Raw genomic sequence first — 23,659 nt, 5'->3', positions numbered from 1 at the left:
CTCAGTCTAGGGCATCGCTCCAGGCGGGCTTCCGGCGGTCATCCAAGCGGGACAGCCGGGGAGGACAGCTCAGCCGCGCAGGGCGTAGCCGACGCCGCGCACCGTGCGCAGCAGGCCGTAACCATCCAGGTCGCGGAGTTTCGCGCGCAGGTTGGCCATGTGCACATCCACGACGTTGCTGCCTTCCGGCAGGCGGCCCTGCCAGATCTCCTGCCCGATCTCCTGACGGGAGTACACACGGCCCGGCTGGCGGATCAGCAGGGCCAGGATGTCGAACTCCTTCGGGGACAGGCGCAGTTCCTCGTCCTTGTACATCACCAGGCGCTTCTGGGGATCCAGGGTGAGGTCGCCCATGGTGAGGCTCTCGGTGATGCGCTGGCGCAGCTGCACCTTGATGCGGGCGAGCAGTTCGTCCGGGTGGAAGGGCTTGATCAGGTAGTCGTCGGCGCCCAGACCCAGCAGGCGGACCTTCTCGTCCACGGTGTCCCGGGCGGTGAGCACGATGATCGGCACGGCGCTGTTCTTGCGCAGGCGCTGCACGACGTCGCCGCCGTCGAAGTCCGGGAGGCCCAGGTCCAGCAGGATCAGGTCGGGGTGGTCCTCGCGGGCCTTGATCAGCCCGTTCATGGCGGAGTCCGCGTGTTCCACGGTAAAACCGGCGTCTCCGAGGTCCATTTTCAGGACGTTGGCAATGTCGAGGTCGTCCTCGATGACCAGGATGCGTTGGGCAGTCACCGGACGATGATACCGCCTTCATGAAGCCCGCCACAACACGTTCCGGGCGGGTGCACACCCGAAAACCGCGTCCTGGAAGCTCAGAAATCCTTCAGGTTTCCCGGTCCGGACAGGGCCGCTCGGGTGGTCCCGGACGGCCGGGGTCATGTGGTACGCTGCCTCTCAACGCGTTCAGGGACGCCCGCCCGCTTCACCGTGACCGGTTTTCCGGGCACCCGGGCGAACCTCCGGACGACACAACCGCGACACTGGCCTCCCGGCCGCACGCCTCATTCATCACGTCATTGCGCCTGGCCCCGCGGGGCTGCGTTCCCCAGAGTCCAGCACGGCCGTCAGGTGGCCCCAGAACAGCCCCGCCCGACGCCCACAGGCGCGAAACGCAGGAGCATCCATGAGCAAGAAACAGCCGCAAGGCGCCCCGGACCAGACGGACCAGCCGGCCGCCCCCCACCTGGAAGTCATTCCGCTGGGCGGGATGGGCGAGATCGGGAAGAACATCACCGCCTACCGCTACGGCGACGAGATCATGGTCGTGGACGGTGGGCTGGCCTTCCCCGACAGCCACCAGATGGGCATCGACCTGATCATCCCCCGCATCGACTACCTGCAGCAGCACGCGGGGCTGATCAAGGGCTGGATCCTCACCCACGGGCACGAGGACCACATCGGCGGCCTGCCCTACATCCTGCCCCGCCTGCCGCGCGTGCCCGTGTACGGCGCGCCGCTGACCCTGGGCCTGGTGCGCGAGAAACTCGCCGAGTTCGGCCTGCGCGAGGGCGAGATCGACCTGCGCGACGTGGACATCGACACGAACGAGAAAGTCCGCATCGGCACGCACTTCCACGTGGAATTCATCCGGATGACGCACAGCATCCCGGACAACGCCGGGTACATCCTGAGCACCCCGGCCGGCAAGATCGTGCACACCGGCGACTTCAAACTGGACGAGGAACCCAGCGACGGAAAACTCAGCGACCTGCACCGCATCGAGGCCGCCGGCAAGGAAGGCGTGCTGCTGCTGATCAGCGACAGCACCAACGCCGAACGCCCCGGCCGGACCGTCAGCGAGGCCGAAGTCGCCCGCAACCTGGAAGAAGTCATCAGGAACTGCCGCGGCCGGGTGTTCATGACCACCTTCGCCAGCAACGTGCACCGCGTGCAGAACGTCATCAACATCGCCCACCGCCTCAGCCGCCGGGTGGTGATGGAAGGGCGCAGCATGATCAAGTACGCCCAGGTCGCCCAGAGCCTCGGGTACATGGAACTGCCCGAACCCTTCCTCGCCAACGACGAGGTCGGCAGCCTCCAGGACCAGCAGGTGCTGTACGTCTGCACCGGCTCGCAGGGCCAGCCCATGAGCGTGCTCTCCCGCCTCGCGTTCGGCAACCACGCCAAGATCGCCCTGCGGCGCGGCGACACGGTCATCCTGAGCAGCAACCCCATCCCCGGCAACGAGGAAGCCGTGAACCTCGTCATCAACCGCCTGTACGAGATCGGCGTGGACGTCGTGTACCCGCCCGCCTACCGCGTGCACGCCTCCGGGCACGGCTCCCAGGAGGAGCTGGCGACCGTACTGAACCTCGCGCGGCCCAAGTACTTCCTGCCGTGGCACGGCGAGCCCCGCCACCAGATCAACCACGCCCGCCTCGCGCAGACGCTGCCCCGCCCGCCCAAACGCACCCTGATCGCCAAGAACGGCGACATCGTCCGCGTCAGCGAGGACGACTTCAAGGTGACCGGCACCGTGCCGGCCGGCGCGGTGTACGTGGACGGCCTGGGCGTCGGGGACGTCGGAGACGACGTGCTGCTCGATCGCGTGAACATGAGCCAGGAGGGCGTGATGATCATGACCGCGATCCTGCACCCCACCCCGCACGTGGAGATCGTGTCGCGCGGCTTCGTGCGCAGCAACCGCGAACTGGACGCCCAGATCCGCAAGGTCGCCCTGGAAGCCGTCGAGCAGGGCATGCGCGAGAAAAAGCGCCTGGAGGACGTCCGGGACGACATGTACGGCAGCGTCCGGCGCTTCGTGCGCAAGGTGACGGGCCGCAACCCCGTCCTGATCCCCATGATCGTGGACTGAGGTGAGGTAAACGAGGAACGCGCCCCGAGTGGAGGCGCGTTTCTTCTTTGCGTTTAAGGGGCGTCACTTCAGGTCGCGCAGCAGCGTGGCGGCCATCTGGAACCACTCGCGCTCCTGCCGGCGGTACAGCGCGGACGCGCGGGACTCGCTTTTCAGGATGGTGTCCAGCAGCGCGCGGGCCTCGTCCGTGCGGCCCGATTTGATCAGGTACGCGGCGTAACGGGTGCGGGGCTCCTCGGTGTTCGCGCCCTGCATCGCCTCGCGGTACGTGGCGTCCGCCTCGGGTTTGCCCTGCGCCTCCTGCGTCTGCGCCAGCAGCGTCAGCGCCCGCGTGCGGGTCGCACTGCCCCGCAGGGTGTCGCCGCTGAGTTTCGCCTCGGCCGCCGCGTAGTCGTTCCGGGCGAGGTCCAGTTCCGCGGCCGTGAGCAGCACCACCGGGTCGTCGCGGTAGATGCCGCTCAGCAGCGGCGTCAGGGTCTCCTGCGCCTCCTCCGGCCGGCCGGCGCGGGCCTGCAGGGCCGCCACGTCCGCGCGGTTCTGCAATGTGTCACTTTCCGCCAGCCGCTCCCGCGCTTCCCGGATGCGCACGTCCAGGGGCTTCATCGCCTCCACGCCGCGCGCCACGGCCGCGCCCGCCGCCTTGCCGCCGCCGCGCAGGCTGGGAATCAGCACCTGGAAGGTGTAGACCAGCGCGGCCAGCGTGCTGAAAATCCCGCCGAAAAAGGTACCCAGCGCCAGGATCAGGATCCAGTACAGGTCCTTGCGGGTGATCAGGGCATGCAGGAAGCAGATGCCCGCCAGGATGCGCACACCCCAGTACAGCAGCTGCAAGAGTTCAGCGTTCGAGCCGGCCATCATGCCTGCCACTGTACGGGACGCGGGCGGCGGGCACTGCCCGGAATCCGGCGGGTGGGGTCACTCCTCCGCGGCCCAGAGGTCCTGCGGGGTCTCGCGGCGGCGGATCAGCTGCCACGCCTGGCCGTCCCACAGCGCCTCAGCGGGTCGGGAGCGGGTCAGGTAGGGGCTGCTCATGGAGGCACCGTACGCGCCGGCCTCCCCCACCGCGATCAGGTCGCCGCGCTGCGGGTCCGCGAGGGGCTGGTTGCGGGCGAGGATGTCGCCGCTCTCGCAGGCGGGCCCGGCGACGTCCCAGGTCTCCCCTTCCCCGGCAGGGCGGTCCCAGAGGGCCGTGACGGGGTGTTCGGCGCCGTACATCATGGGGCGGATCAGTTCGGTCATGCCGGCGTCCACCAGGCAGAAATTGCGGCCGGTGCGTTTCGTGCCGATGACGCGGGTGAGCAGCGTGCCGGAGAGCGCCACCAGATAACGGCCCGGTTCCACCCACAGTTCGGCGCCGAACACGTCCGCGGCCTTGCGGGCCTCGCGGGCGATGCCGGGCAGGTCCGCGCCGAGGCCCCAGCCGCCGCCGGCGTCCAGCACGGCCAGTGGGCCGGTGTGGGGCCGCAGGGCTTCCAGGCGGGCGTACGCGGCGGTGAAGTCCTGCGCGTCACGTATGGCGCTGCCGATGTGCACGTGCAGGCCCAGGGCCACGTGCCCGGCGTCCCGCAGGGCCTGGAGGACGCGGGGGGCCTGTTCCAGCGTCACGCCGAACTTGCTGGCGGTGCTGCCGGTGGCGAGGTGGTCGTGGGTGCTGATGTCCAGCGCGGGGTTCACGCGCACCAGGGCGCGGGCGCCGGCGGGCAGCAGCGCGACTTCCTCCTCGCGGTCCACGATGAAGGTGGCGCCGAGGCGGGCGCCGGCCTCGTACTCGCCGGCGCTCTTGGCGGGACCGTTGATGACGATGTGCTCGCCGCGCGCCCCGACGTGCTCGGCGCGGCTGACCTCGCCGAGACTCACGCAGTCGAAGCCCACGCCGCGGGCGTGAAGGTGGCGCAGCAGGGTCAGGTTCGGGTTGGCTTTCATGGCGTAGTACACGCGGGCGTCCCCGAATGCGGCGCGCACGCGGCCCAGCGCGGCATCCAGTTCGGCGAGGTCGTAGGTGTACAGCGGCGTGCCGTACGTGTCGGCGGCGGCCTGAAGCAGGGAGGCGGGCAGCATCCCGACAGAGTAAGCCGCGCGGCGCGCCACGCGGTTGCGCGTGATCTAGGATGCCTGACATGCAAATGCGAACGCTGGGGCAGGGCGGCCCGCTGGTGTCGGTGGTGGGGCTGGGGTGCAACAACTTCGGGCAGCGGCTGGATCAGGCGCAGACGACGGCGGTGGTGCGCCGCGCGCTGGACGCCGGCATCACGCTGTTCGACACGGCCGACATCTACGGCGGCCGGGGCGGGTCGGAGGTCATGCTGGGCCGCGCGCTGGGCGCCGAGCGGGCCGGGATCGTGCTGGCCAGCAAGTTCGGGCACAGCATGGGCATGGACGAGTCCGGTGAGCTGAAGGGCGCGCGGCCCGAGTACGTCCGCTCGGCGCTGGAAGCCAGCCTGAGCCGCCTGGGCACCGATTACCTGGACCTGTACCAGCTGCACCAGCCGGACCCGGAGACGCCCATCGCCGAGACGCTGGAGGCGCTGAACGAGGCCGTCCAGGCGGGGCTGGTGAGGTATATCGGCGTGTCGAACATGCCGGCCGCGGACGTGCGCGCCGCCGACGCGCTGGCCCGCGAGAAGGGCTGGGCGCATTTCGTGTCCTGCCAGGACGAGTACAGCCTGCTGGTCCGCGGCGCAGAAACGGACCTGATTCCCGCCATGCGGGACCTGGGGCTGGGCCTGCTGCCGTACTTTCCGCTGGCGAGCGGCCTGCTGACCGGGAAGTACCGCGCCGGGGAGGCGCTGCCGGAAGGCGCCCGGATCACGGGCTCCGCCGGCGCGCAGGACCGGTACCTGACCGAGGAGAACTGGGGGGTCGTGGAGGCCCTGCGCGCGTTCGCGGGAGCGAGAAACCGGACGCTGCTGGACCTGGCGTTCGCGTGGCTGCTGGCCGAACCGGTCACGAGCAGCGTGATCGCTGGGGCGACGAAACCGGAGCAGGTGGACGCGAACGTGGCCGCGGCCGGGTGGGTGCTCAGCGCGGAGGAGCGCGCGGAGGTGAACCGGCTCAGCGGCAAGGGCGGCTGAGGTTCACCGGGGGGAGGCCGTCATCAGGGCGGCGACGGCCTCCTCCTTGCCCTTGGCCTCCACCTCGATCCAGGGCACGTCCGCGTAGGCGCTGGGCAGGTGTGTGATCAGCCGGCTGTGCCGGCGGTCCTGGGGGCCCTCGATGCCGTTGCTGAGGTGCACGACCTGCCACTCCGGCGGGGTCCAGGTGCGCCGGGCCGCCAGCACGATCTCCCGGACGCTGGGGTGTTCCTGGTCGGGCAGTTTCTCCCGGACGACGTGGTGGTGCGCGTCGAACACGAAGGGCGTGCCGGTCGCCTCGCACACCGGGAGCAGGTCGGCGGGGCCGTAGGCGCGCTCGTCGTTCTCCAGGCCCAGGCGCGACCTCACCGCGTCCGGCAGGTCCGGGATGACGGCCTGCAGTTCCGCCGCCCGGCCGCCCTTGCCGCCGTGCAGCAGCAGCAGGTTCCAGGCGCTGCGGTCCAGGCCCAGGCCGTCCATCACCCGGGCGTGCGAGGCCAGGGCGTGCCGGCTGCTCTCGCGGACCTCGGGGCGGTCGCTGTTCAGCACGATGAACTGCTCCGGGTGCATCAGCACGCGGATGCCGGCGGCGCGGAAGGCGTCCCCGGCGGCGCGCAGCTCGGCCGCCAGGGAGCCGAGCACGGCCTCGCCGGTGTCGTCGCCCTTCAGGTCCAGCATGGGGAACAGGCTGGAACTCATGCGGTACAGCCGGATGCCGCGCGCGGCGCAGTACCCGGCGGCGGCGTGCAGCCGGGCGATGTTGTCGGTGTACAGGTCCCGCAGCTTCGCCTCCCGCTCGGCGGGCGTGAGTGCTCGGTAGCGGCTGAGGGTGACGGTCCGGAAGCGGATTTCCGGGCCGGCGGTGAGGCACACCAGACCGAACGCGGGCGCGGTCATGCGTCCGCTCCGGGGGCCAGGGCGCGCCGGGCGCGGCAGCGGTCCGAGCAGTAGCGCACCTGCGCCCAGTCGCGCGCCCACTTGCGCCGCCACGTGAAGGGCAGGCCGCACACCGGGCAGGTCTTGGTGGGACGGTCGGCCGGGGGGCGGCCTCCGCCCATGGCGGGCCGGGCGGGGGAGCGGCGGGGCATGCCGGGCAGTCTGCCGCGCGCCGGGGCGCCGGACCGTACGCGGCGCAACTTTGGAGGGACGCCGCCCCCAGGGGACGCCCCGCATGCTGCGGGCATGCCCCGGCCGCTCTCCCTGCTGCTTTCCTTTGCCCGCACGCAGGCGCTGAGCTGCCTGTTCGCGTTCACGGTGGTGGGCCTGCTGGCCGTGGCCCGGGTGCTGCCGCTGGGCGAGTGGGGCGTGGCCCGCTACGACTTCCTGCTGGTGGGCTGCGTGGCGGCGCAGCTGGTGCTGATCGCGGTGCGGTTCGAGTCGTGGCGGGAGGCGGGCGTGATCCTGGCCTTTCACGCGCTGGGGTTCGCGCTGGAGGCGTTCAAGGTCGCGCACGGCAGCTGGGCGTACCCGGACGCGGCGCTCAGCAAGGTGCTGGGCGTGCCGCTGTACGCCGGGTTCATGTACGCCGGCGTGGGCAGCTACATGGCGCAGGCCTGGAGACGCCACGGGCTGCGGCTGGCCGGGGCGCCGCCCGTCCCGGTGCAGGTGGGGCTCGCGGCGGCCGCGTACCTGAATTTCTTCGGGCATCATTTCGGGCCGGACCTGCGCTGGGCGGTCACGGCGGGCCTGATCCTGGCCTTCCGCCGGACCTGGGTGGTGTTCCGCGTCGCGGACCGCACGGTCCGGCTGCCGCTGCTGCTGGCGTTCGCCTTGATCGGGCTGTTCGTGTTCCTGGCGGAGAACGTCGCCACGTTCCTGGGCGCCTGGGTGTACCCGGACCAGCACGCGGGCTGGCGGGTGGTGAGCGCGTCCAAGTGGCTGGCCTGGACGCTGATGGTGGTCGTGGCGTTCCTGATCGTGAGCGTCCTGAAAGGCTGGGAGGCGCGGCTCGCGGCCGGCACCAGAGCGCCGGCGGTCAGAGCAGCAGCACGTCCACGTCCGCTCCGGCCGGCACCTCCGCGCCTTCCGGCACGATCACCAGAACGTCCGAGTCGCTGAGGGACCGCAGCACCCCGCTGCTCTGCTGCCGGTACGCGTGCACCTCCGCGCCGCGCAGCACGCCGCGGGCGTACACGGTCTTGTCCGGCACGCCCCGGAACTCCGTGCCGGCCCGCAGGCGCACGGGACGCAGCGGCTGCCCGGTCAGGGCGGGGCGCACGATCAGCCCGAACACCACCAGGCTGCTCACCGGGTTGCCCGGCAGCCCGAACACCGGCAGGCCCGCCCAGCGACCCAGCAGGGCGGGGCCGCCGGGCCGCATGCGGACCTTCCAGAAGGTCACGGTGCCGCGTTCGATCAGCAGATCGCGCATGAAGTCGTAGCGGCCCATGCTGACGCCGCCACTGGTGAGCAGCAGGTCCGCGCCGCCCGCCGCGTCCAGCGCCGCGTGCAGGGCGTCCACGCTGTCCGGCGCGTGCCCCAGGTCCAGCACCTCGCAGCCGCACTCGCGCAGCAGGGCACCCAGGCCCACGCGGTTGCTGTCGTACACCTGCCCGGGCCGCAGCGGCTGCCCAGGGGCCACGACCTCGTCCCCGGTGGAGAGCAGCGCCACCCGGTACGGGCGGCGGACGGTGACCTCCGCGTGGCCCAGCGCGGCGGCCAGTGCCAGCCGGGCGGGCGTGAGCGGCACGCCCTCGGGCAGCACCACGTCCCCGGCGCGGAAGTCCTGCCCTTCGGGGCGCACGTCGCCGGGCCGGGCCGGGCGGCGCAGCAGGACGTGGTCCGGGCCCTGATCGGTGAGCTGTTCCACCGGGCAGATGGCGTCCGTGCCGGGGGGCAGGGGCGCGCCGGTGTAGATGCGCACGCACTCGCCCTCCCCCACCGTGCCCGCGAAGGGCTGCCCGGCGCGGCTCTCGCCCACCACCCGGAGCGGCACGGGCTGGTCGGCGGTGGCGGTCAGCGTGTCGGCCTCCCGGCAGGCGATGCCGTCCAGGGCGCTCTCGGTGGCGCTGGGGTGGCTGACCCGCGCGGCCAGCGCCTCGGCCAGCGTGCGGCCCAGCGCGCCGGAGAGCGGCACGCGGTCCACGCCCGGGTCGGGCAGCAGGGCGCGCAGGTGCGCGGTGGCCTCGGGAACGCTCACGAACATCGGAAAAGCGGGCGCGGCGGTCATGAAGGCAGCATAGAGGGCCGGGTCATGTGCCGGCCGGGCCGGGCGCCCTAGCATGACCGGCACCATGCCCGGACCCCACCGCCCCCCTGCGGTTCCCGCCCCTCCCCGCAGGGGCCGGCGGCTTGCGGCGGCCGTGCTGGGCACCGCCCTGGGCGCGGCCGGGCTGGGGGGACTGGCGCAGACCGGACGCCCGGTCCCGGCCGGGCCGGCCCTGGAGTCGCTGGGCGTGAACGCCGTGCGGCGCCTCGCCGGGGTGCCCACGGTCCGGCTGCGCACGGACTGGGTGGCGGAGTGCACGGCGCACGCCACCTACCTGGTGCGCGCGGACCGCGCCGAGCACCGCCAGGACCCGCAGAGCCCGCACCGGTCGGCGCTGGGGGAACGCTGCGCGCCCGGGCATTACTACGTGACGTCCCGCCCGGACGCCGGGTCGGCACGGGCGATGGCGTACTGGGCGACCGGCGCCTTTCACCTCCCGCAGCTGATCGACCCGCGCCTGAAGGCGGTGGCGCTGGGCGTGGCGCACGACGCGGCGGGCGGCGTGCAGTCGGCGGTGGTGCTGGATGTCCGGCGCGGCCTGAGCGGCGCGGGCCGGTACCCGGTGCGCTTCCCGGCACCGAACCTGACCTCGCCGTTCGTGCAGGCCGCGCAGTTCGAGTGGCCGGACCCGGTGGCCGGCTGCCCCGGGTACGCCGCGCCGGTGGGGGCGCCGGTGGCGCTGCTGCTGGGCCCGGGCCGGGAGGCGCGCTGGGCGGCCATCAAGGTGAACGGCCGGGCGGTCGCGGCGTGCCTGCTCACGGCCGGGCGCTACCGGGGGGTCAGTGACGCGGACTCGCGGGTGGGCCGGAACGTGCTCGCGGCGCAGGGCGGCGCGGTGCTGCTGCCGCGCGTTCCGCTGCCGGCGGGCGCGGCGGTGCGGGTGAGTTTCGGCACGAAACAGGGCCGGGTGTCGTGGGCCTTCCGGGTCGCGGGCGGCGGCCGCGACTGAGCAGGGGCCGGGCAGGTGCGGGATGACGTGCGCCGGGCGGCGTGCGGGGTACACTCCTTGGGCAGACAAGCCCGCGCCCAAGTTTTCACCCCGGCCCCGGGTCGGGAGCGCGAGACGGAGAACGCATGAACATCACCCAGGACAAGGTTGCCGAGATCGAGTACAAGCTCACCGTGAACGGCGAGGTCATCGACCAGAACGAACCCGGCGAGCCCCTCACGTATCTGCACGGGCACAGCAACATCATTCCCGGCCTGGAACGCGCGCTGGAAGGCAAGACCGTGGGTGACGCGCTGCAGGTGACCGTGCAGCCCGAGGACGGCTACGGCGAGCGTGACGAGTCGAACACCGACGAACTGGACCGCGCGGACTTCGACGACGAGATCGAGGTGGGCGCCACGTACTACGCGCAGTCCGAGGACGGCAGCGTGATTCCCTTCACCGTGACCGCCATGAACGGCGAGAAGGTCATGGTGGACTTCAACCCCCCGCTGGCGGGCGAGGTGCTGCACTTCGACGTGAAGGTCGTCACCGTGCGTGACGCGACCGAGGAAGAACTCGAGCACGGGCACGCGCACACGCCCGAAATGCACGACCACTGAATTCAGTACTCAGGGAGCAGCGCGCCGTCCGGTAATCGGACGGCGCGCTGCTTCTGTCTTTATTCGAGGTCGTCGTAGCGGTGGATCAGCATGGCGTCCGGGTCGCCGATGGGGGCGTGGTGCCGGGCGACCAGCCGGGCCACGCGGGGGCGGGCGCCGGCGTGCGCGAGGAGTTTCGCGCCGAGTTCCGGGTGGTTGGCGCGGATGCCCAGCGCGCCGCGCGGGGGGAGCAGCCGGGTGAGGCGGTACGGGAGCAGGCCCACGAACACGCGTTCGAACACGTAGTAGGTGCGCACGCTCTTGCCGCAGTCGTGGAGGAGGGTGGCGGCGAGCACTTCCTGGTCCACGTCGGGGTGGTCGCGCAGGAGGTGCTGGGTGACGCGGCAGGCGTGCTCGCGGTCGCGGGCGTCCATGCCGTTGTAGATGAGGGTCTCGGCGGGGGTGAGGAACTGTCGGGCCCAGGTGTCGTCGGGGTGGGCGTCGCTTTCGCGGAAGGAGCGCAGGAAGCGCCGCACTTTGCCTACCAGACCACTGCCCGGGGTGGGGACCAGCGTGGTCGCGGGCGTGTTCATACGCTTCAGGATAGAAGAGCGGCGCTGACGGCGGCATGACGCGGGACGGAGTCTGAAGGAACGCTCAGGGTCCCGCCGGGACGGCGGAAAAGGAGGCCGACGCCGGAGCGGTGAGGCTCTGCGGCGCCGGCCCGGGAGTGCCCGGGGTCAGGCGGGCTGGGGTTCGGCCTCGACTTCCAGGGCCGCGAGCTGGCGTTCGACGGACATGGCGGCGCGGGTGCCGGCGCCGACGCTGGTGGCCAGCTGGCGGTACACGTAGTCGCTGACGTCCCCGGCGGCGAACAGCATGGGCACGTTGGTGTAGATCTCGTCGCGCACGTCCACGTACCCGTCGTCGCGCAGGGTGACGAGGTCCTTCACGAAGCCGGTGTTGGGCACGTGCCCGATGAAGATGAACACGCCGTCGGTGGGCATGACGCTCTCCTCGCCGGTCTTGAGGTTCCGGAGTTTCACGCCGGTGACGCTGTCCTGGCCCTGGATTTCCTCCACGGCGGTGTCCCAGATGAACTTCATCTTGGGGTTCGCGAACGCCCGGGCCTGGGCGACCTTGTTGGCGCGCAGGGTGTCGCGGCGGTGAATCAGGGTGACCTCGTCGGCGAACTTGGTGAGGAACAGGCCCTCTTCCACGGCGGCGTCCCCGCCGCCGACCACAACGACCTTCTTGCCGCGGTAGAAGAAACCGTCGCAGGTGGCGCAGGTGCTCACGCCCTTGCCCCAGAAGTGCTCCTCACCGGGCACGCCCAGGGTCTTGGGGTTGGCGCCGGTGGCGAGAATCACGGCCTTGGCGCGGTACTCTCCGCCGTAGCCCTGCACGGTGAAGGGGTGGTGGAGGTCGGTGTCGGTGCGGGTGATGGCCTGGACTTCTTCCATCTCGATTTTCGCGCCGAACTTCTCGGCCTGCTGCTGCATGCGCTGGGCGAGTTCCATGCCGGGGATGGGGTCGGGGAAGCCGGGGTAGTTCTCGACTTCCTCGGTCTGGGCGATCTGGCCGCCGGGAAGGCCTTTTTCGAGGATCAGGGTGCTGAGGCTGGCGCGGCCGGTGTAGATCGCGGCGGTGAGGCCGGCGGGGCCGCCCCCGATGATCACGACGTCGTAGGTGGGCGCTTCGGACATGGGTTCAGCCTACCACATTTGCTTTACTTTTTAAAGCATCAGTGGGCGTGGGCGGCGGTCCTCGCCGGCCCGGGCGCTCCGGCCGGCCCCACCCCGAACACCGCGTCCAGCGCGGCCCGCGACAGTCCCGCACTGGCCTCGTCCAGGCTCACCTGCCCGTCCCGCAGGGCCACCACCCGCTCACCCAGGCTCAGGGCCTCGTCCAGGTGGTGCGTCACGAACACCACCGTGATCCGCTGCCGCTCCCAGATGCCGCGCAGCTCCCGGCCCAGCGCGGCGCGGGTCTGCACGTCCAGGGCGCTGAAGGGCTCGTCCAGCAGCAGCAGCCCCGGCCGCACCGCCAGCGCCCGGGCCAGGCTGACGCGCTGACGCTGACCGCCGGACAGCTCGTGCACGCGCCGCGCGCCGTACCCGTCCAGGCCCACCAGGCCCAGCGCCTCCTGCACGCGGGCGTCCCGTTCGGGCCGGCGCAGGCCGCGCAGCCCGAAGGCCACGTTGCCGGCCACCGTCAGCCACGGGAACAGGGCGGGTTCCTGCTGCACCAGGGTCAGCTGCCGGTGCGGACCCCTGAGCGGCACGCCGCCCACGCGGATCTCGCCGCGCTGCGGGGTGAGGAACCCCGAGAGCAGGTTCAGCAGGGTGCTCTTGCCGCTGCCGCTGGGGCCCACGATGCACAGGAACTCCCCGGGCGTCACGTGCAGGTCCAGCGGGCCGACGCCGGCGGCGGGCAGGGCGCCGGCCGGGGCGGCGCGGCCATGAAAGCGGAAGGTCACGCCGTCCAGGTCCAGGCTGGCGGCGGCGCCCGACGCGGGCGTGGGGTCAGGGATGGGGCGGGTCATTCGAGCACCTCCAGGCCGTAGTCGCGGCGCACCCGGCCTTCCAGGGCGCGCAGCAGCGCGTCGAACAGGCCGCCGATCACGCCGATGATCAGGATGGTGGAGAGCACCAGCGCCACGTTCGCGGTGTTGCGGCCGACCTCCAGCTGCTCACCCAGGCTGCTCGCGCCGCTGATCAGCAGTTCCCCGCCCACCAGGGCGCGCCACGCGAAGCTCCAGGCGGTGCGCAGGCCGGTCAGGACGCTGGGGACCGAGGCGGGCAGCAGCACGCGCAGCATCAGCCCGGCGCCCTGGGCGCCCAGGGTGCGGCCCGCGACGCGCAGGGCCGGGGGCACGTTCAGCAGGGCCCCGGACACGGCCAGCGCCACCGGAATGAAGCCTTCCAGGATCACCACGAACAGCACGGCGCGTTCGTTCAGGCCCAGGAACAGGATCGCGAACGGCACGAACGCGATGCTGGGCACGCTCTGGATGCCGGTCAGGTAGGCGCCCAGGGTGGTGCGCAGCGGCCGCCACGCGCCCATCAGCAGCCCGACCGCGCTGCCCAGCGCCACCGCGATCAGGTACCCGGTCAGCACGCGGCGCAGGCTCCCGGCGATCGCGGCGAGCAGCTTCCCGTCCTGCGGGCCGGTACCCCACAGGCCGTAGCGGATCTCGGTCCACACGGCGCCCGGGCTCGGGAACACGTAGGGCGGGTACAGCCGCAGCACGTCGGTGACCAGCCACCACAGGGCCACGAGCAGCAGCAGGCCGGCGAGCTGCCAGCTCAGGCTGCGCAGGCGTCCGGGCCGCGTGCGCGGGGCGGGGGTGAGTTCGGCGGTCGTCATGGGGCGCGGTAGATGAAGCTGGCGAGGTTCGGCACGCTGCGGGCGTAGCCGGCTTCCACGTTCAGGTCGGCGTACTCGTTCAGCGCGGCGAGGTTCAGGGTGGTGGTGAAGGCGGTGCGGTTCAGGGCGCGCTGCAGCACACGCAGGTTCAGGGGCGCGCCGGTCAGCTTGTCGAGCTGGCGATTGATCAGGGTCTGCGCGGCGGCCGGGGAGCGGTTCAGGTAGGTCACGGCGTCGTTGTGCGCGGCGAGGAACGCGGTGATCAGTTTGGGGTTCTGCTGCACGAAGCGGGTGCTGGCGACCAGCAGGGTGGTGGGGTACTTGCCGTCCCGCCAGATGGTCTTCTCACTGCCGATCACCTTGTGCCCCTGCGCTTCCAGGGCGGCGCCCCAGGGTTCGGGGACCAGGGCGGCGTCGGCGCGCTTCCCGGCGAAGGCCGTGACGATGTCGGCCGGGGGGATACTGGCGATGGTGACGGTCCCACCGTCCGCGCGGGGTTTCAGGCCCGCGGTTTTCAGGAGGTGGCGCAGGCTGATGTCCTGGGTGTTCCCGAGGCTGGGCACAGCGACAATCTTGCCGGCCAGGTCGCGTTCGGACTTGATGCCGCTGTCCTTGCGGGCGACCAGCACCGCGCCCGCCTCGCTGGCGCCGGCCAGGAAGGTGATGGGCAGGCCGCGGGTGGCGGCGCTGATGGCGGGGCCGGGGCCGACGTAGGCGATGTCGATCTGCCCGGCGGCGAAGGCTTCCATCAGGGTGGTGCCGGACACGAAGCTGCGCGCGTCCCGTTTGGCGTTGCCGAGCGCTTTCTGGAAGGTGCCGCGTTCCAGGCCGATCAGGGCCGGGGCGTGCGTGAGGTTCGGGAAGTATCCGAGGCGCACGGTGCTCTGCGCGTGGGCAGCGGAGCCGATCAGGGCGGCGGTCAGGGTGAGGGCAGTGAGCCCGGGGTGGAGCCGGCGGGGGAAGGGTGCGCGCATGTCAGATCCTCCTGTGGGGGCATGGGGTGCCAGGATGGTGGGGTGGGTGGGCGCCGGGGTCGGCCTGGACGGGTGGGGGCTCGGGTGGAGATTCTTGAGTGGGACGGGCCGGCAGGGATGACGGCTGTCTATAAGTTTACAAAGTCGGTCAACTGATTGGGGTAGCTTGACCCTATGCTCCGACACCGGCTCGCGCCCGCCCTTATCCTTCCCCTCACACTTGGCGCCCTCACCCTCGGCGCCGCTCAGGCCCAGAGCGGCACGCAACCCACCGAACTGCGCCTGGGCGTGTTTCCCAACGTCACCCACGCCGCCGGACTGGTCGGGGTGCAGCGCGGCATCTTCCAGAAAGAACTCGGCGGCGTGAAACTGGTCGTCAAGGAATTCGCCAACGGCTCCCAGATCAACGAGGCGTTCGCCGCCGGCGCCATCGACGCCGCCTACGTCGGCCCGGGCCCTGCCATGAACGCCTTCATGCGCGGCGTGCCCATCAAGGTGTACGCCGGGGCCGCCAACGCCGGCGCGGTACTGGTCGCCCGCAAGGACAGCGGGGTGCGCAACGTCAAGGCGCTTTCCGGGAAGAAGGTGGCCGTGCCCACCCGCGGCAGCACCCAGGACATCAGCCTGCGCCACCTGCTGCACGAGAACGGCCTGAAGGCCACCGACGAGGGCGGCACCGTGAGCATCGTGCCGATCGACCCCGCCAACATGCCCGCCGCCTTCGCTGCCAGGCAGGTGGACGCCGCACTCGTGCAGGAACCCTGGGGCGCCGTGATGGAAAGCCAGGGTGCCAAGCTGATCGTGAACGAGAAAGGCATCTGGGCGAACGGGAACTACACCACCACCGTACTCGTCGTGAACACCACCTACGCCAGCAAGTACCCCACCGCGCTGCGCGGGCTGCTGCGCGGGCACCTGACGGCCATCGACTTCATCAAGCGCAGCAACGCCGGCGCCCAGAAGGCCGTGGCCGAACAGATCTACAGCTTCACCGGCAAGCGCCCCAACACCAACGAACTGTTCCGGGCCCTGGCGCGCACCAAGGTCACCTGGGACATCAACCTGAGCACCCTCGGCGAATACGCCCAGCTGAACAAGGAAGCGGGCTTCGCGCGGGACGTCCCGGACCTGGGCCGCTTCGTGGACCTCAGCGTGATCCGCGGCCTCGCGAAGTAAATCCCGAATCAAGAACCGGGCGCCCCACCGTTGACCGCGGGGCGCCCGGTCGCCGTCTGTCAGGCCATGAATCCAGGCACAAAAAAACCTCCCGCGTTGCTGCGGGAGGAGGTTGGCTGGGGCACTAGGACTCGAACCTAGATCGACAGTGTCAGAGACTGTTGTCCTGCCATTAGACGATGCCCCAACGGTGAAGCCTGACGTGCGCACCCGGAGGGGTGAGCGACAGGGAGTATAGGGGGCTGTTGCGCGGGCGTCAACCACCCCCACCCCCTGGCCCGTGTGGGGCAGGAGCAAGAGATATTCAGTGGACTGCGTTCACATCGTGCTTGCCCGTGCTTGCCGGCAGGTGCTACACTGAGGTGTTGCCGCCACGTTCTTGCGCCATGCAGGGCGCTGGCAGGTATCAGGACAGGTGAACGCGGGCCAGCAGGAGCACCCCTGGTGCATCCAGGACCGCGCGCCAGGAGGAACAGGAGTTCATGGAAGACAACACCCAGACCCCCGCCGAGCAGGGCGGGACTCAGCCCACGACGGGCACCGACACCACCAGCAGCCAGCCGGTCGTGACCCCCGCCCCCGCCGCCAGCACGAGCACCGAGCGCGAATACCCCGAGATGACCATGGAGGACATCCTCGCCACTGAGGCGCAGGATGCCACCGCCGTCTCCCGCGGCGACATCGTGGACGGCACCATCGTGTTCATCGGCCAAGAAGGCATCGCGGTCGACATCGGCGCCAAGGTCGAGGGCATCATCCCCCTGAACCAGCTCGGCGAGGAAGCCGTCACGCTGGAGCAGGCCCAGGAGATGTACAAGGCCGGCGAGACCATCGAAGCGTACGTCGTGCGCGTCGACCTGCCCAACAGCCAGATCGTGCTCAGCAAGAAGCGCGCCGATCAGGACAAGGGCTGGCGCGTCCTGGAGAAGATGCAGGAAGCCGACGAGGCCTTCGAAGTCGAAGTGCTGGAGAAGGTGCGCGGCGGTCTGGTCGCCCAGGTCGAAGGCATCCGCGCGTTCCTGCCTGCCAGCCAGGTGGACACCCGCCGCGTGAACGACCTTGACCCCTACGTGGGCAAGCCCCTGATGGTCAAGCTCATCGAGCTCAACCGCAAGCGCAACCGCGTGATCATCAGCCACCGCGCCATCATGGAAGCGCAGAAGGCCAAGGCCCGCGAGGCCACCGTCGGCCAGCTGACCTCCGGCGCGCAGTTCGAAGGTGAAGTCGTCGAGATCACCGACTTCGGCGTGTTCGTGAACCTGGGCGGCATCGACGGCCTCGTTCACCGCAGCGAACTCACCTACGGCCGCTTCAACCACCCCCGCGACGTGGTCAAGGTGGGCGACAAGGTCCAGGTCCAGGTTATCGACGTGGACGAGGGCCGCGAGCGCATCAACCTGAGCATGAAGGCCCTGACCCAGGACCCCTGGGAAGGTGCCACCGAGCGCTACAGCATCGGCCAGCACGTCAAGGGCAAGGTCACGAACCTCACCAACTTCGGTGCGTTCGTCGAACTGGAACCCGGCCTGGAAGGCCTGGTGCACGTCAGCGAGATGAGCTGGACCAAGCGCGTGCGTCACCCCAACGAAGTGCTCAAGGAAGGCGACGAGGTCGAAGCCGTCATCCTGCGCATCGATCCGAAGGACCGCCGCATCAGCCTCGGGATTCGTCAGACCACGGACGATCCCTGGAGCGCGCTGCCTGACCGCTACCCGCCCGGCACCCCCGTGAAGGGCAAGATCACCGGCATGACCGACTTCGGCGTGTTCATGGAGATCGAGGAAGGCATCGAGGGCCTGATCCACATCAGCGAACTCGACCTGAACCGCGTGAACAACCCTGCCGACCTGTTCAAGAAGGGCGACGAGATCGAAGCCATGATCCTGAACATCGACCCCGTGGAGCAGCGCGCCAGCCTCAGCCGTCGCCGCTTCCTGGGCGGCGGCGCGGCCCCCACGCAGGGCGGCGGCAGCCGTGACTTCGTCAGCCAGGGCGGCGGCAGCCGCAGCGACCGGTACAGCGCCGGTGGCGGGCGTGGCGGTGGCCGTGGCGGCCGTGGCGGCGCGGACTACGCGTACAACGCCAAGGACGCCCAGCAGGGCGGCAAGATCAGCACCAAGCTCGGCGACGTGTACGCCGACCTGTTCGCCCAGTTCGGCCTCGGCAACGACAAGAAGGACGATGCCAAGACCGAAGACGGCGGCGAGAGCACCCAGAGCGAGTAACCCCCGCTTCTGACCCCGGCCCGGCGGCACCTGCCCCGGGCCGGGGCTCTTTTCTTTTTCACGCGTACAGTGGGGCATGACGGCCCTGCCCCCGCCCGCCGACCGCGCCGTGCGTGAGCACCTGCGCGCCCTGCTGACCACCGCCCAGGCCCACCAGACGCTGGAGGACGTCCTGCGGGACTTTCCGCTGGCCCGGGTGACGGAGCGCGTACATGGTCTCCCCTACTCCGCGTGGGAGGTGCTGTGGCACCTGCGCTTCACGCAGCGCGACATCCTGAACTTCGTGCGTGATGACACGTACCAGGAGGTGCCCTGGCCGGACGCGTACTGGCCTGCGCCGGGCACCGCCGCCGACTGGGCCGCGCAGGTCCAGGCGTACCGGGACGACCTTGCGGCGCTGCTGAACCTGCTGGACGACCCCGCCACCGACCTGCTCGCCCCCGTGCCGAACGGCAGCGGGCAGACGTGGCTGCGGGAGTTCCTGCTGGTGGCCGACCACACCGCGTACCACGCCGGGCAGCTTCTGCTGCTGCGGCGCCTGCTGGCGTGACGCGGCGGCCCTAGCCGCTGTGGCGGGCCTGGGCGAAGGTCTGCTGGGCGCTGAGTTCCCCGGCGCACTTCACGTACACGCCGTCCGGCCCGAGTTCCCACGAGCCGCGCTGGTCGGTCCACTCGGTGTCCATCAGGCCCAGCAGGGCGTCGCGGTGCGCGTCGTCCAGCATGGGGGCCACGACCTCCACCCGGCGGTCGAGGTTGCGGCTCATCCAGTCCGCGCTGCCGAAGTACACCTCCGGCGTCCCCGCGTTCCCGAAGGCATACACGCGGGCGTGCTCCAGGTAGCGGCCCAGCAGGCTGTGCACCCGGATGGTCTCCGACAGGCCCGGCACGCCGGGACGCAGGCAGCACACGCCCCGGATCACCAGGTCCACCCGCACGCCCGCCTGTGACGCGCGGTACAGCGCCTCGATCAGGCCCGGGTCGGTCAGGGAGTTCACCTTGATGCGTGCCCAGGCGTCCAGGCCCGCGGCGGCGTGCTCGGCCTCGCGTTCCAGCAGCGCCTCGAATCCCGAGCGGGCCGAGTCCGGCGCGACGAGCAGCCGGGCGTACTCGGCCTCGGCGTACCCGGTCAGGTGGTTGAACAGTTCCGCCACGTCCGCGCCCAGGTCCGGGTCGGCGCTCAGCAGGCTCAGGTCGGTGTACAGCCGCGCGGTTTTCGGGTTGTAGTTCCCGGTGCCGACATGCACGTACCGCCGGAGACCGCCGGGTTCGCGGCGCACCACCAGGGTCACCTTCGCGTGCGTCTTGAGGCCCGGCACGCCGTACACCACGTGCGCCCCCGCGCGCTCCAGTTTGCGGGCCACGCTGATGTTGCGCTGCTCGTCGAAGCGGGCCTTGAGTTCGATCAGGGCGACCACCTGCTTGCCCTCCTCCGCGGCGGTGCGCAGGGAGGTGAGGAGGCGCGGGTCGTCGCCGGTGCGGTACAGCGTCTGCTTGATCGCCAGGACGTCCGGGTCGTGCGCGGCCTGCTCCAGGAAATCCAGGACGTTCACGAACGAGTCGTACGGGTGGTGCAGCACCACGTCCCCGCGTTTCAGCACGTCGAACACGCACTCGTCGTCGCCTTCCAGGTCGCTCAGGGCCGGCGTGAAAGGCGGGAAGGCCAGATCCGGGCGGTCCACCGGGAAACCCATCAGGTCGGCGGTGCCCAGCGGGCCCTGCAGCGTGAAGATGTCCTCCGGCGCGAGGTGCAGCTTCTCCTGCAGGAAACGCGTGACCGGTCGGGGCATGTCGTGGTTGATCTCCAGGCGTACGGCCGCGCCGAACCGCCGGCGGCGCAGGCCGTCCTCGATGGTGGCGAGCAGGTCCTCAGCCTCCTCTTCCTCGAACTCGTAGTCGGTGTTGCGGGTCACGCGGAACACGTGCGTGGACAGCACCCGCCGGCCCTTGAACAGCTCCGCGATGTGCGCGGCGATCACGTCTTCGAGCAGCAGCAGCGTGCCGTCCAGGTTCACGATGCGCGGCAGCACGCCCACCGGCACCTTGACCCGCGCGAAGTCCGGCGTTTCGTCCTTCCCGGCGTGCAGCAGTACCGCGAGGTTCAGGCTGAGGTTGCTGAGGTACGGGAAGGGGTGGCTGGGGTCCACGATCAGCGGCGTGAGCACCGGCTGGATTTCCGACAGGTAGTGCTCGCGCAGGTGCGCGCGGGCCTTCTTGCCCAGGTCCGCGACGCTGGTCAGGGCCACGCCGTGCTCCGCGAGCACGCCCAGCGCCGTGCGGGCGGCGTGCTCGATCTCCTGCAGCATCTCGTGCGTGCGGGCGCGCACCAGGGCCAGCGTCTCGCGCGGCAGCAGGCCGTCCGGGCTGGGAATGCCGACGCGGGCGGCGATCTGGCGGTGCACGCCCGCCACGCGCACCATGAAGAACTCGTCCAGGTTGCTGCCGCAGATCGCGGAGAACTTCAGGCGTTCCAGCGGCGGGTTGCGCGGGTCGCGGGCCTCGGCCAGCACCCGCTCGTTGAACGCCAGCCACGACAGTTCGCGGTTCAGGAAGCGGCTTTCCGGCCGGGCCACGGTGCTGTGCGACCGCACCGGCAGCTCCTCCGGGAGTTCCGGTGGCACCCTGGGCTTGCGGGGCGCGCGGCGGGCCCGGTTCTTCGGGGTGTCGGCGGTCTGACCGGACCCACCCTTCCTCCGCGGGCGGGCGGCGCCGTCCTGGCCCGCACTGGGGTCGGGGGCCGGCGGGTCGGACGGGGTGGGCTCGGGCTTCACGGTCATGACTCCTGACGAGGAAAGGCGAGAAACGTCAACGGAAGGTCAGGTCATTCAAGCAGAGGGCCGCCTCAGCCGGACACGGACGTCTTGACGGTCCCCTGAGACTCCGCCCCCCGGCGTCAGCGGACGCGCTCCGGAATCCGGGCGCGCACGGGCAGGCGGTCGGCGTACAGCGCGTGCGGCGCCCCGGTCTGGGGAAGGCCCAGGGCGGCCGTGAGGGTGTTCAGCGGGAGTTCGCAGCGGGCCGGCTGGAGCGGCCACGGGCCGTGCTCCACCCGCCCCCGGTACAGGCGGCCGCGGGCGTCGGCGCTGTAGAAGCACAGCCGGTCGGTCAGCCAGTGGTCCAGCGTACCGGGCGCCGCGTGGAACACCTCGCCCGCCGGGCGGTACGCGGCGGCAAAAGTGGCGCCGGGCTCGCCGGGGTGGGTGCGGGTGCTCGCGAAGCGGTGCACGTCCCCATCCCGGTCGTGCCACATGCGGGCGTGCCGGTACGGCAGGAAGAGCAGGCGGCGGGCCGCGCGGACGGTCAGGGCATGGTCGGCGTCCAGGCTGTAGAACCACACGCCGGGCACGCCGTTCACCGTGACATAGGTCCGCAGGTTCAGCTCGGTGAAGCTCACGCCCCGCGAGACATGGCCCAGGCCGCGGGGCACGACGTGCTCCATCCGGAACGGCACGACGCTCAGCCACGCCTGCCCGCCGAAGGTGTCCAGCTGCACGCCGGGCGGCAGGGTCGCCTGGAGGGCCCGGGCGTCGGCGGGCCAGTTCAGGAACGCCAGGTCGGTCCAGTTCATGCTGAGCACCCACGGCCGCGCCATGCCCGCAGCATAGGTCAGCGCCGGCCCAAGCAAAACCGCCGGGCCCAGGGGGCGGCCGGCGGCTTCTCGGGGCGTACGTCGGGCGGGTCAGACTTTCTTGAACACCAGGGCGGCGTTCTGCCCGCCGAACGCGAAGGAGTTGCTCAGGGCGTACTCCACCTGCTGCTCGCGCGCACCTTCGGGGATGTAGTCCAGGTCCAGGTCCGGGTCCGGGTCGGTGAGGTTGATGGTGGGGGGCAGCACGCCGTCCTTGAGGGCCTGCGCCACGGCGATCGCCTCGATGGCGCCGGCCGCGCCGAGCAGGTGCCCGGTCATGCTCTTGGTGCTGCTCACCGCCAGGTTCTTCGCGTGGTCGCCGAACACGTGCTTGATGCCCTGCGTTTCGTGCAGGTCGTTGAAGTGCGTGCTGGTGCCGTGCGCGTTGATGTACCCCACCTGATCGGGATTGATCCCGGCGGTACTCAGGGCCATACGCATGGCGACCTGCGCGCCGGCGCCCTGCGGGGCGGGCATGGTGATGTGGTGCGCGTCGGCGCTGGTGCCGTACCCGACGATCTCGGCGTAGATCTTCGCGCCGCGCCTGACTGCGTGCTCGTACTCTTCCAGGACCAGCACGCCCGCGCCCTCGCCGAGCACGAAGCCGTCCCGGCTGGCGGAGAAGGGCCGGCTGGCCGTTTCGGGCTCGTCGTTGCGGGTGGACAGGGCCTTCATGTTCGCGAAGCCGCCCATGGCGAGTTCGGTCACGGCCGCCTCGGTGCCGCCGGCGATCATGACGTCCGCGAGGCCCAGCTGGATGTAGCGGGCGGCGTCGCCCACGGCGCCGGTGCCGGTGGCGCAGGCGGTCACGACGGTGCTGCTCGGGCCGGTCGCGCCGAACTTCATGGCGACGTGCCCGGTCGCCATGTTCGCGATCATCATGGGTACGAACATGGGGCTCACGCGGCTGGCGTCGCGTTCGAACATCACGCGGGACTGGTCCTCGAAGGTCTTGATCCCGCCGATGCCGCTGCCGATCACCGTGCCGGTGCGCTCGCCGCGCAGTTCCTCCTCGCTCAGGCCGCTGTCCTCCACGGCCAGCTGCGCGGCGGCCAGGGCCAGCTGCACGTAGCGGTCGAGTTTGCGGGCCTCGCGGGCGTCCACCCACTGCGCGAGGTCCTCCTTGACTTCCCCGGCGATCTTGCTGGCGACATTCACCGGGTCGTAGCGCGTGGTGCGGGTGATGCCGCTTTTCCCGGCGCGCTGGGCGTCGGCGTACGCCTGGGCGCCGGTGCCGATGGGCGTGACCGGGCCGAGGCCGGTGATCACCACCCGTTTCAAACCTGTCATCGTCATGCGCTTTCCCCTCCCGTGAGTCAATGGGAAATGGGCCCGGCGTGAACCGCGCCCACCTCGTTCACCCTTGCCCGCTGGGGGCGTCAGGCGCGAAACAGCGTTTACTGCCGGCTTTCGATGTAATCGATGGCGGCCTGCACGGTGCGGATGCCTTCGGCGTCCTCGTCGCTGATGGTCACGCCGAACTTGTCTTCCAGACCCATGATCAGTTCCACGGTCTCCAGGCTGTCGGCGCCCAGGTCCTCCACGAAACGGGCCTCGGGCACCACCTTGTCCGCATCAACGCCGAGCTTCTCGACGATCACATCTTTCACGTCATCAAAAGTAGCCATGTTTGAATACCTCCTTACTTCCTGAAGTCTGCGCC

Annotated in this window: 23 protein-coding genes and 1 tRNA gene; 8 read left to right on the top strand and 16 right to left on the bottom strand. The window is 70.8% G+C overall.

Annotated features, from left to right (window positions below; all coding sequences use genetic code 11):
- Window positions 1–69: 69 nt before the first annotated feature.
- A complete protein-coding gene (locus tag DFI_RS04265) occupies window positions 70–735 on the bottom strand; it encodes a response regulator transcription factor (RefSeq protein ID WP_022799914.1) in 666 nt (221 codons plus the stop codon).
- A gap of 391 nt (window positions 736–1,126) precedes the next feature.
- On the opposite strand from DFI_RS04265, the gene DFI_RS04260 reads away from it, so the two are divergent.
- Window positions 1,127–2,818 (top strand): ribonuclease J, encoded by a 1,692-nt coding sequence (locus DFI_RS04260; protein WP_051307463.1) that lies wholly within the window; start codon window positions 1,127–1,129, stop codon window positions 2,816–2,818.
- 63 nt (window positions 2,819–2,881) lie between these two features.
- Here the strand turns inward: DFI_RS04260 and DFI_RS04255 are convergent, their stop codons facing one another.
- Both DFI_RS04255 and lysA read right to left on the bottom strand, forming a co-directional pair.
- A complete protein-coding gene (locus DFI_RS04255; protein ID WP_027462070.1) occupies window positions 2,882–3,676 on the bottom strand; it encodes a hypothetical protein in 795 nt (264 codons plus the stop codon).
- A 57-nt stretch (window positions 3,677–3,733) separates the two neighbouring features.
- Complete coding sequence (lysA, locus tag DFI_RS04250; protein ID WP_027462069.1) at window positions 3,734–4,876, bottom strand: diaminopimelate decarboxylase; 1,143 nt, start codon at window positions 4,874–4,876, stop codon at window positions 3,734–3,736.
- 59 nt (window positions 4,877–4,935) lie between these two features.
- Here lysA and DFI_RS04245 point away from each other — a divergent pair, with 59 nt between their 5' ends.
- On the top strand, window positions 4,936–5,889 hold the full coding sequence (locus DFI_RS04245; RefSeq protein ID WP_027462068.1) for an aldo/keto reductase: 954 nt from the start codon (window positions 4,936–4,938) through the stop codon (window positions 5,887–5,889).
- 3 nt (window positions 5,890–5,892) lie between these two features.
- Here the strand turns inward: DFI_RS04245 and uvsE are convergent, their stop codons facing one another.
- Both uvsE and DFI_RS04235 read right to left on the bottom strand, forming a co-directional pair.
- A complete protein-coding gene (uvsE, locus tag DFI_RS04240; RefSeq protein WP_027462067.1) occupies window positions 5,893–6,786 on the bottom strand; it encodes a UV DNA damage repair endonuclease UvsE in 894 nt (297 codons plus the stop codon).
- Entirely contained in the window at window positions 6,783–6,977 is a 195-nt protein-coding gene (locus DFI_RS04235; protein ID WP_027462066.1) for a DUF2256 domain-containing protein, read from the bottom strand. Before DFI_RS04235 ends, uvsE begins: the two co-directional genes overlap by 4 nt.
- A 94-nt stretch (window positions 6,978–7,071) precedes the next feature.
- Here DFI_RS04235 and DFI_RS04230 point away from each other — a divergent pair, with 94 nt between their 5' ends.
- Entirely contained in the window at window positions 7,072–7,947 is an 876-nt protein-coding gene (locus DFI_RS04230) for a DUF817 domain-containing protein (protein ID WP_081425707.1), read from the top strand.
- On the opposite strand, the gene DFI_RS04225 is transcribed toward DFI_RS04230, so the two are convergent.
- The gene (locus DFI_RS04225) at window positions 7,865–9,058 is read right to left on the bottom strand and encodes a molybdopterin molybdotransferase MoeA (RefSeq protein ID WP_027462065.1); all 1,194 of its coding nucleotides are present in this window, start codon (window positions 9,056–9,058) and stop codon (window positions 7,865–7,867) included. The genes DFI_RS04230 and DFI_RS04225 overlap by 83 nt on opposite strands.
- A gap of 133 nt (window positions 9,059–9,191) precedes the next feature.
- On the opposite strand from DFI_RS04225, the gene DFI_RS04220 reads away from it, so the two are divergent.
- Window positions 9,192–10,046 (top strand): CAP domain-containing protein, encoded by an 855-nt coding sequence (locus DFI_RS04220; RefSeq protein WP_027462064.1) that lies wholly within the window; start codon window positions 9,192–9,194, stop codon window positions 10,044–10,046.
- A 125-nt stretch (window positions 10,047–10,171) separates the two neighbouring features.
- On the top strand, window positions 10,172–10,648 hold the full coding sequence (locus DFI_RS04215) for an FKBP-type peptidyl-prolyl cis-trans isomerase (protein WP_022799924.1): 477 nt from the start codon (window positions 10,172–10,174) through the stop codon (window positions 10,646–10,648).
- A 59-nt stretch (window positions 10,649–10,707) separates the two neighbouring features.
- Here DFI_RS04215 and DFI_RS04210 read toward each other — a convergent pair whose 3' ends face one another.
- The 5 genes from DFI_RS04210 to DFI_RS04190 form a co-directional block, all read right to left on the bottom strand.
- The gene (locus DFI_RS04210; RefSeq protein ID WP_051307462.1) at window positions 10,708–11,220 is read right to left on the bottom strand and encodes an HD domain-containing protein; all 513 of its coding nucleotides are present in this window, start codon (window positions 11,218–11,220) and stop codon (window positions 10,708–10,710) included.
- Window positions 11,221–11,367: 147 nt separating this feature from the next.
- Window positions 11,368–12,333 carry a thioredoxin-disulfide reductase gene (trxB, locus tag DFI_RS04205; protein WP_027462062.1) on the bottom strand — a complete coding sequence of 322 codons (966 nt, stop codon included), beginning with the start codon at window positions 12,331–12,333 and terminating at the stop codon, window positions 11,368–11,370.
- A 38-nt stretch (window positions 12,334–12,371) separates the two neighbouring features.
- Window positions 12,372–13,172: an ABC transporter ATP-binding protein gene (locus DFI_RS04200; protein WP_081425706.1), complete on the bottom strand. Its 801-nt coding sequence runs from the start codon at window positions 13,170–13,172 to the stop codon at window positions 12,372–12,374.
- Window positions 13,169–13,996 (bottom strand): ABC transporter permease, encoded by an 828-nt coding sequence (locus tag DFI_RS04195; RefSeq protein ID WP_022799928.1) that lies wholly within the window; start codon window positions 13,994–13,996, stop codon window positions 13,169–13,171. The genes DFI_RS04200 and DFI_RS04195 overlap by 4 nt, the downstream gene beginning before the upstream one ends.
- On the bottom strand, window positions 13,993–14,970 hold the full coding sequence (locus DFI_RS04190; protein ID WP_027462061.1) for an ABC transporter substrate-binding protein: 978 nt from the start codon (window positions 14,968–14,970) through the stop codon (window positions 13,993–13,995). The genes DFI_RS04195 and DFI_RS04190 overlap by 4 nt, the downstream gene beginning before the upstream one ends.
- Before the next feature lie 174 nt (window positions 14,971–15,144).
- Between DFI_RS04190 and DFI_RS04185 the strand changes: the two genes are divergently transcribed.
- Window positions 15,145–16,146, top strand: coding sequence for an ABC transporter substrate-binding protein (locus tag DFI_RS04185; RefSeq protein WP_027462060.1), 1,002 nt, complete (start codon window positions 15,145–15,147; stop codon window positions 16,144–16,146).
- Between the two features lie 113 nt (window positions 16,147–16,259).
- Here DFI_RS04185 and DFI_RS04180 read toward each other — a convergent pair.
- Window positions 16,260–16,333, bottom strand: a tRNA-Gln gene (locus DFI_RS04180).
- A gap of 295 nt (window positions 16,334–16,628) precedes the next feature.
- Between DFI_RS04180 and DFI_RS04175 the strand changes: the two genes are divergently transcribed.
- Together DFI_RS04175 and DFI_RS04170 are read left to right on the top strand one after the other, a co-directional pair.
- Complete coding sequence (locus tag DFI_RS04175; protein ID WP_027462059.1) at window positions 16,629–18,371, top strand: 30S ribosomal protein S1; 1,743 nt, start codon at window positions 16,629–16,631, stop codon at window positions 18,369–18,371.
- A 76-nt stretch (window positions 18,372–18,447) separates the two neighbouring features.
- On the top strand, window positions 18,448–18,921 hold the full coding sequence (locus tag DFI_RS04170; protein WP_027462058.1) for a DinB family protein: 474 nt from the start codon (window positions 18,448–18,450) through the stop codon (window positions 18,919–18,921).
- Window positions 18,922–18,931: 10 nt separating this feature from the next.
- On the opposite strand, the gene ppk1 is transcribed toward DFI_RS04170, so the two are convergent.
- The 4 genes from ppk1 to acpP form a co-directional block, all read right to left on the bottom strand.
- Window positions 18,932–21,145, bottom strand: coding sequence for a polyphosphate kinase 1 (gene ppk1, locus DFI_RS04165; protein WP_244940310.1), 2,214 nt, complete (start codon window positions 21,143–21,145; stop codon window positions 18,932–18,934).
- A 116-nt stretch (window positions 21,146–21,261) separates the two neighbouring features.
- Entirely contained in the window at window positions 21,262–21,960 is a 699-nt protein-coding gene (locus DFI_RS04160) for a YqjF family protein (RefSeq protein WP_043776953.1), read from the bottom strand.
- 87 nt (window positions 21,961–22,047) lie between these two features.
- On the bottom strand, window positions 22,048–23,292 hold the full coding sequence (gene fabF, locus DFI_RS04155) for a beta-ketoacyl-ACP synthase II (protein ID WP_027462057.1): 1,245 nt from the start codon (window positions 23,290–23,292) through the stop codon (window positions 22,048–22,050).
- 101 nt (window positions 23,293–23,393) lie between these two features.
- Window positions 23,394–23,624: an acyl carrier protein gene (acpP, locus tag DFI_RS04150; RefSeq protein ID WP_022799936.1), complete on the bottom strand. Its 231-nt coding sequence runs from the start codon at window positions 23,622–23,624 to the stop codon at window positions 23,394–23,396.
- Between the last annotated feature and the right edge of the window lie 35 nt (window positions 23,625–23,659).

The sequence above is a fragment of the Deinococcus ficus genome (assembly GCF_003444775.1).
Taxonomy (GTDB): domain Bacteria; phylum Deinococcota; class Deinococci; order Deinococcales; family Deinococcaceae; genus Deinococcus; species Deinococcus ficus.
Note: the sequence above shows the minus strand (reverse complement) of the source record. Positions and strands in the feature narration are given on the sequence as shown.

What these genes read in the sequence shown, in the direction of transcription:
- lysA (WP_027462069.1), bottom strand. Translation starts at nt 4,876, where the DNA reads ATGCTGCCCGCCTCCCTGCTTCAGGCCGCCGCCGACACGTACGGCACG.
- acpP (WP_022799936.1), bottom strand. Translation starts at nt 23,624, where the DNA reads ATGGCTACTTTTGATGACGTGAAAGATGTGATCGTCGAGAAGCTCGGC.
- DFI_RS04225 (WP_027462065.1), bottom strand. Translation starts at nt 9,058, where the DNA reads ATGACCGCCGCGCCCGCTTTTCCGATGTTCGTGAGCGTTCCCGAGGCC.
- DFI_RS04230 (WP_081425707.1), top strand. Translation starts at nt 7,072, where the DNA reads ATGCCCCGGCCGCTCTCCCTGCTGCTTTCCTTTGCCCGCACGCAGGCG.
- DFI_RS04170 (WP_027462058.1), top strand. Translation starts at nt 18,448, where the DNA reads ATGACGGCCCTGCCCCCGCCCGCCGACCGCGCCGTGCGTGAGCACCTG.
- trxB (WP_027462062.1), bottom strand. Translation starts at nt 12,333, where the DNA reads ATGTCCGAAGCGCCCACCTACGACGTCGTGATCATCGGGGGCGGCCCC.
- DFI_RS04200 (WP_081425706.1), bottom strand. Translation starts at nt 13,172, where the DNA reads ATGACCCGCCCCATCCCTGACCCCACGCCCGCGTCGGGCGCCGCCGCC.
- DFI_RS04235 (WP_027462066.1), bottom strand. Translation starts at nt 6,977, where the DNA reads ATGCCCCGCCGCTCCCCCGCCCGGCCCGCCATGGGCGGAGGCCGCCCC.
- uvsE (WP_027462067.1), bottom strand. Translation starts at nt 6,786, where the DNA reads ATGACCGCGCCCGCGTTCGGTCTGGTGTGCCTCACCGCCGGCCCGGAA.
- fabF (WP_027462057.1), bottom strand. Translation starts at nt 23,292, where the DNA reads ATGACGATGACAGGTTTGAAACGGGTGGTGATCACCGGCCTCGGCCCG.
- DFI_RS04255 (WP_027462070.1), bottom strand. Translation starts at nt 3,676, where the DNA reads ATGATGGCCGGCTCGAACGCTGAACTCTTGCAGCTGCTGTACTGGGGT.
- DFI_RS04260 (WP_051307463.1), top strand. Translation starts at nt 1,127, where the DNA reads ATGAGCAAGAAACAGCCGCAAGGCGCCCCGGACCAGACGGACCAGCCG.
- DFI_RS04185 (WP_027462060.1), top strand. Translation starts at nt 15,145, where the DNA reads ATGCTCCGACACCGGCTCGCGCCCGCCCTTATCCTTCCCCTCACACTT.
- DFI_RS04190 (WP_027462061.1), bottom strand. Translation starts at nt 14,970, where the DNA reads ATGCGCGCACCCTTCCCCCGCCGGCTCCACCCCGGGCTCACTGCCCTC.
- DFI_RS04160 (WP_043776953.1), bottom strand. Translation starts at nt 21,960, where the DNA reads ATGGCGCGGCCGTGGGTGCTCAGCATGAACTGGACCGACCTGGCGTTC.
- DFI_RS04245 (WP_027462068.1), top strand. Translation starts at nt 4,936, where the DNA reads ATGCAAATGCGAACGCTGGGGCAGGGCGGCCCGCTGGTGTCGGTGGTG.
- DFI_RS04210 (WP_051307462.1), bottom strand. Translation starts at nt 11,220, where the DNA reads ATGAACACGCCCGCGACCACGCTGGTCCCCACCCCGGGCAGTGGTCTG.
- DFI_RS04215 (WP_022799924.1), top strand. Translation starts at nt 10,172, where the DNA reads ATGAACATCACCCAGGACAAGGTTGCCGAGATCGAGTACAAGCTCACC.
- DFI_RS04175 (WP_027462059.1), top strand. Translation starts at nt 16,629, where the DNA reads ATGGAAGACAACACCCAGACCCCCGCCGAGCAGGGCGGGACTCAGCCC.
- ppk1 (WP_244940310.1), bottom strand. Translation starts at nt 21,145, where the DNA reads ATGACCGTGAAGCCCGAGCCCACCCCGTCCGACCCGCCGGCCCCCGAC.
- DFI_RS04195 (WP_022799928.1), bottom strand. Translation starts at nt 13,996, where the DNA reads ATGACGACCGCCGAACTCACCCCCGCCCCGCGCACGCGGCCCGGACGC.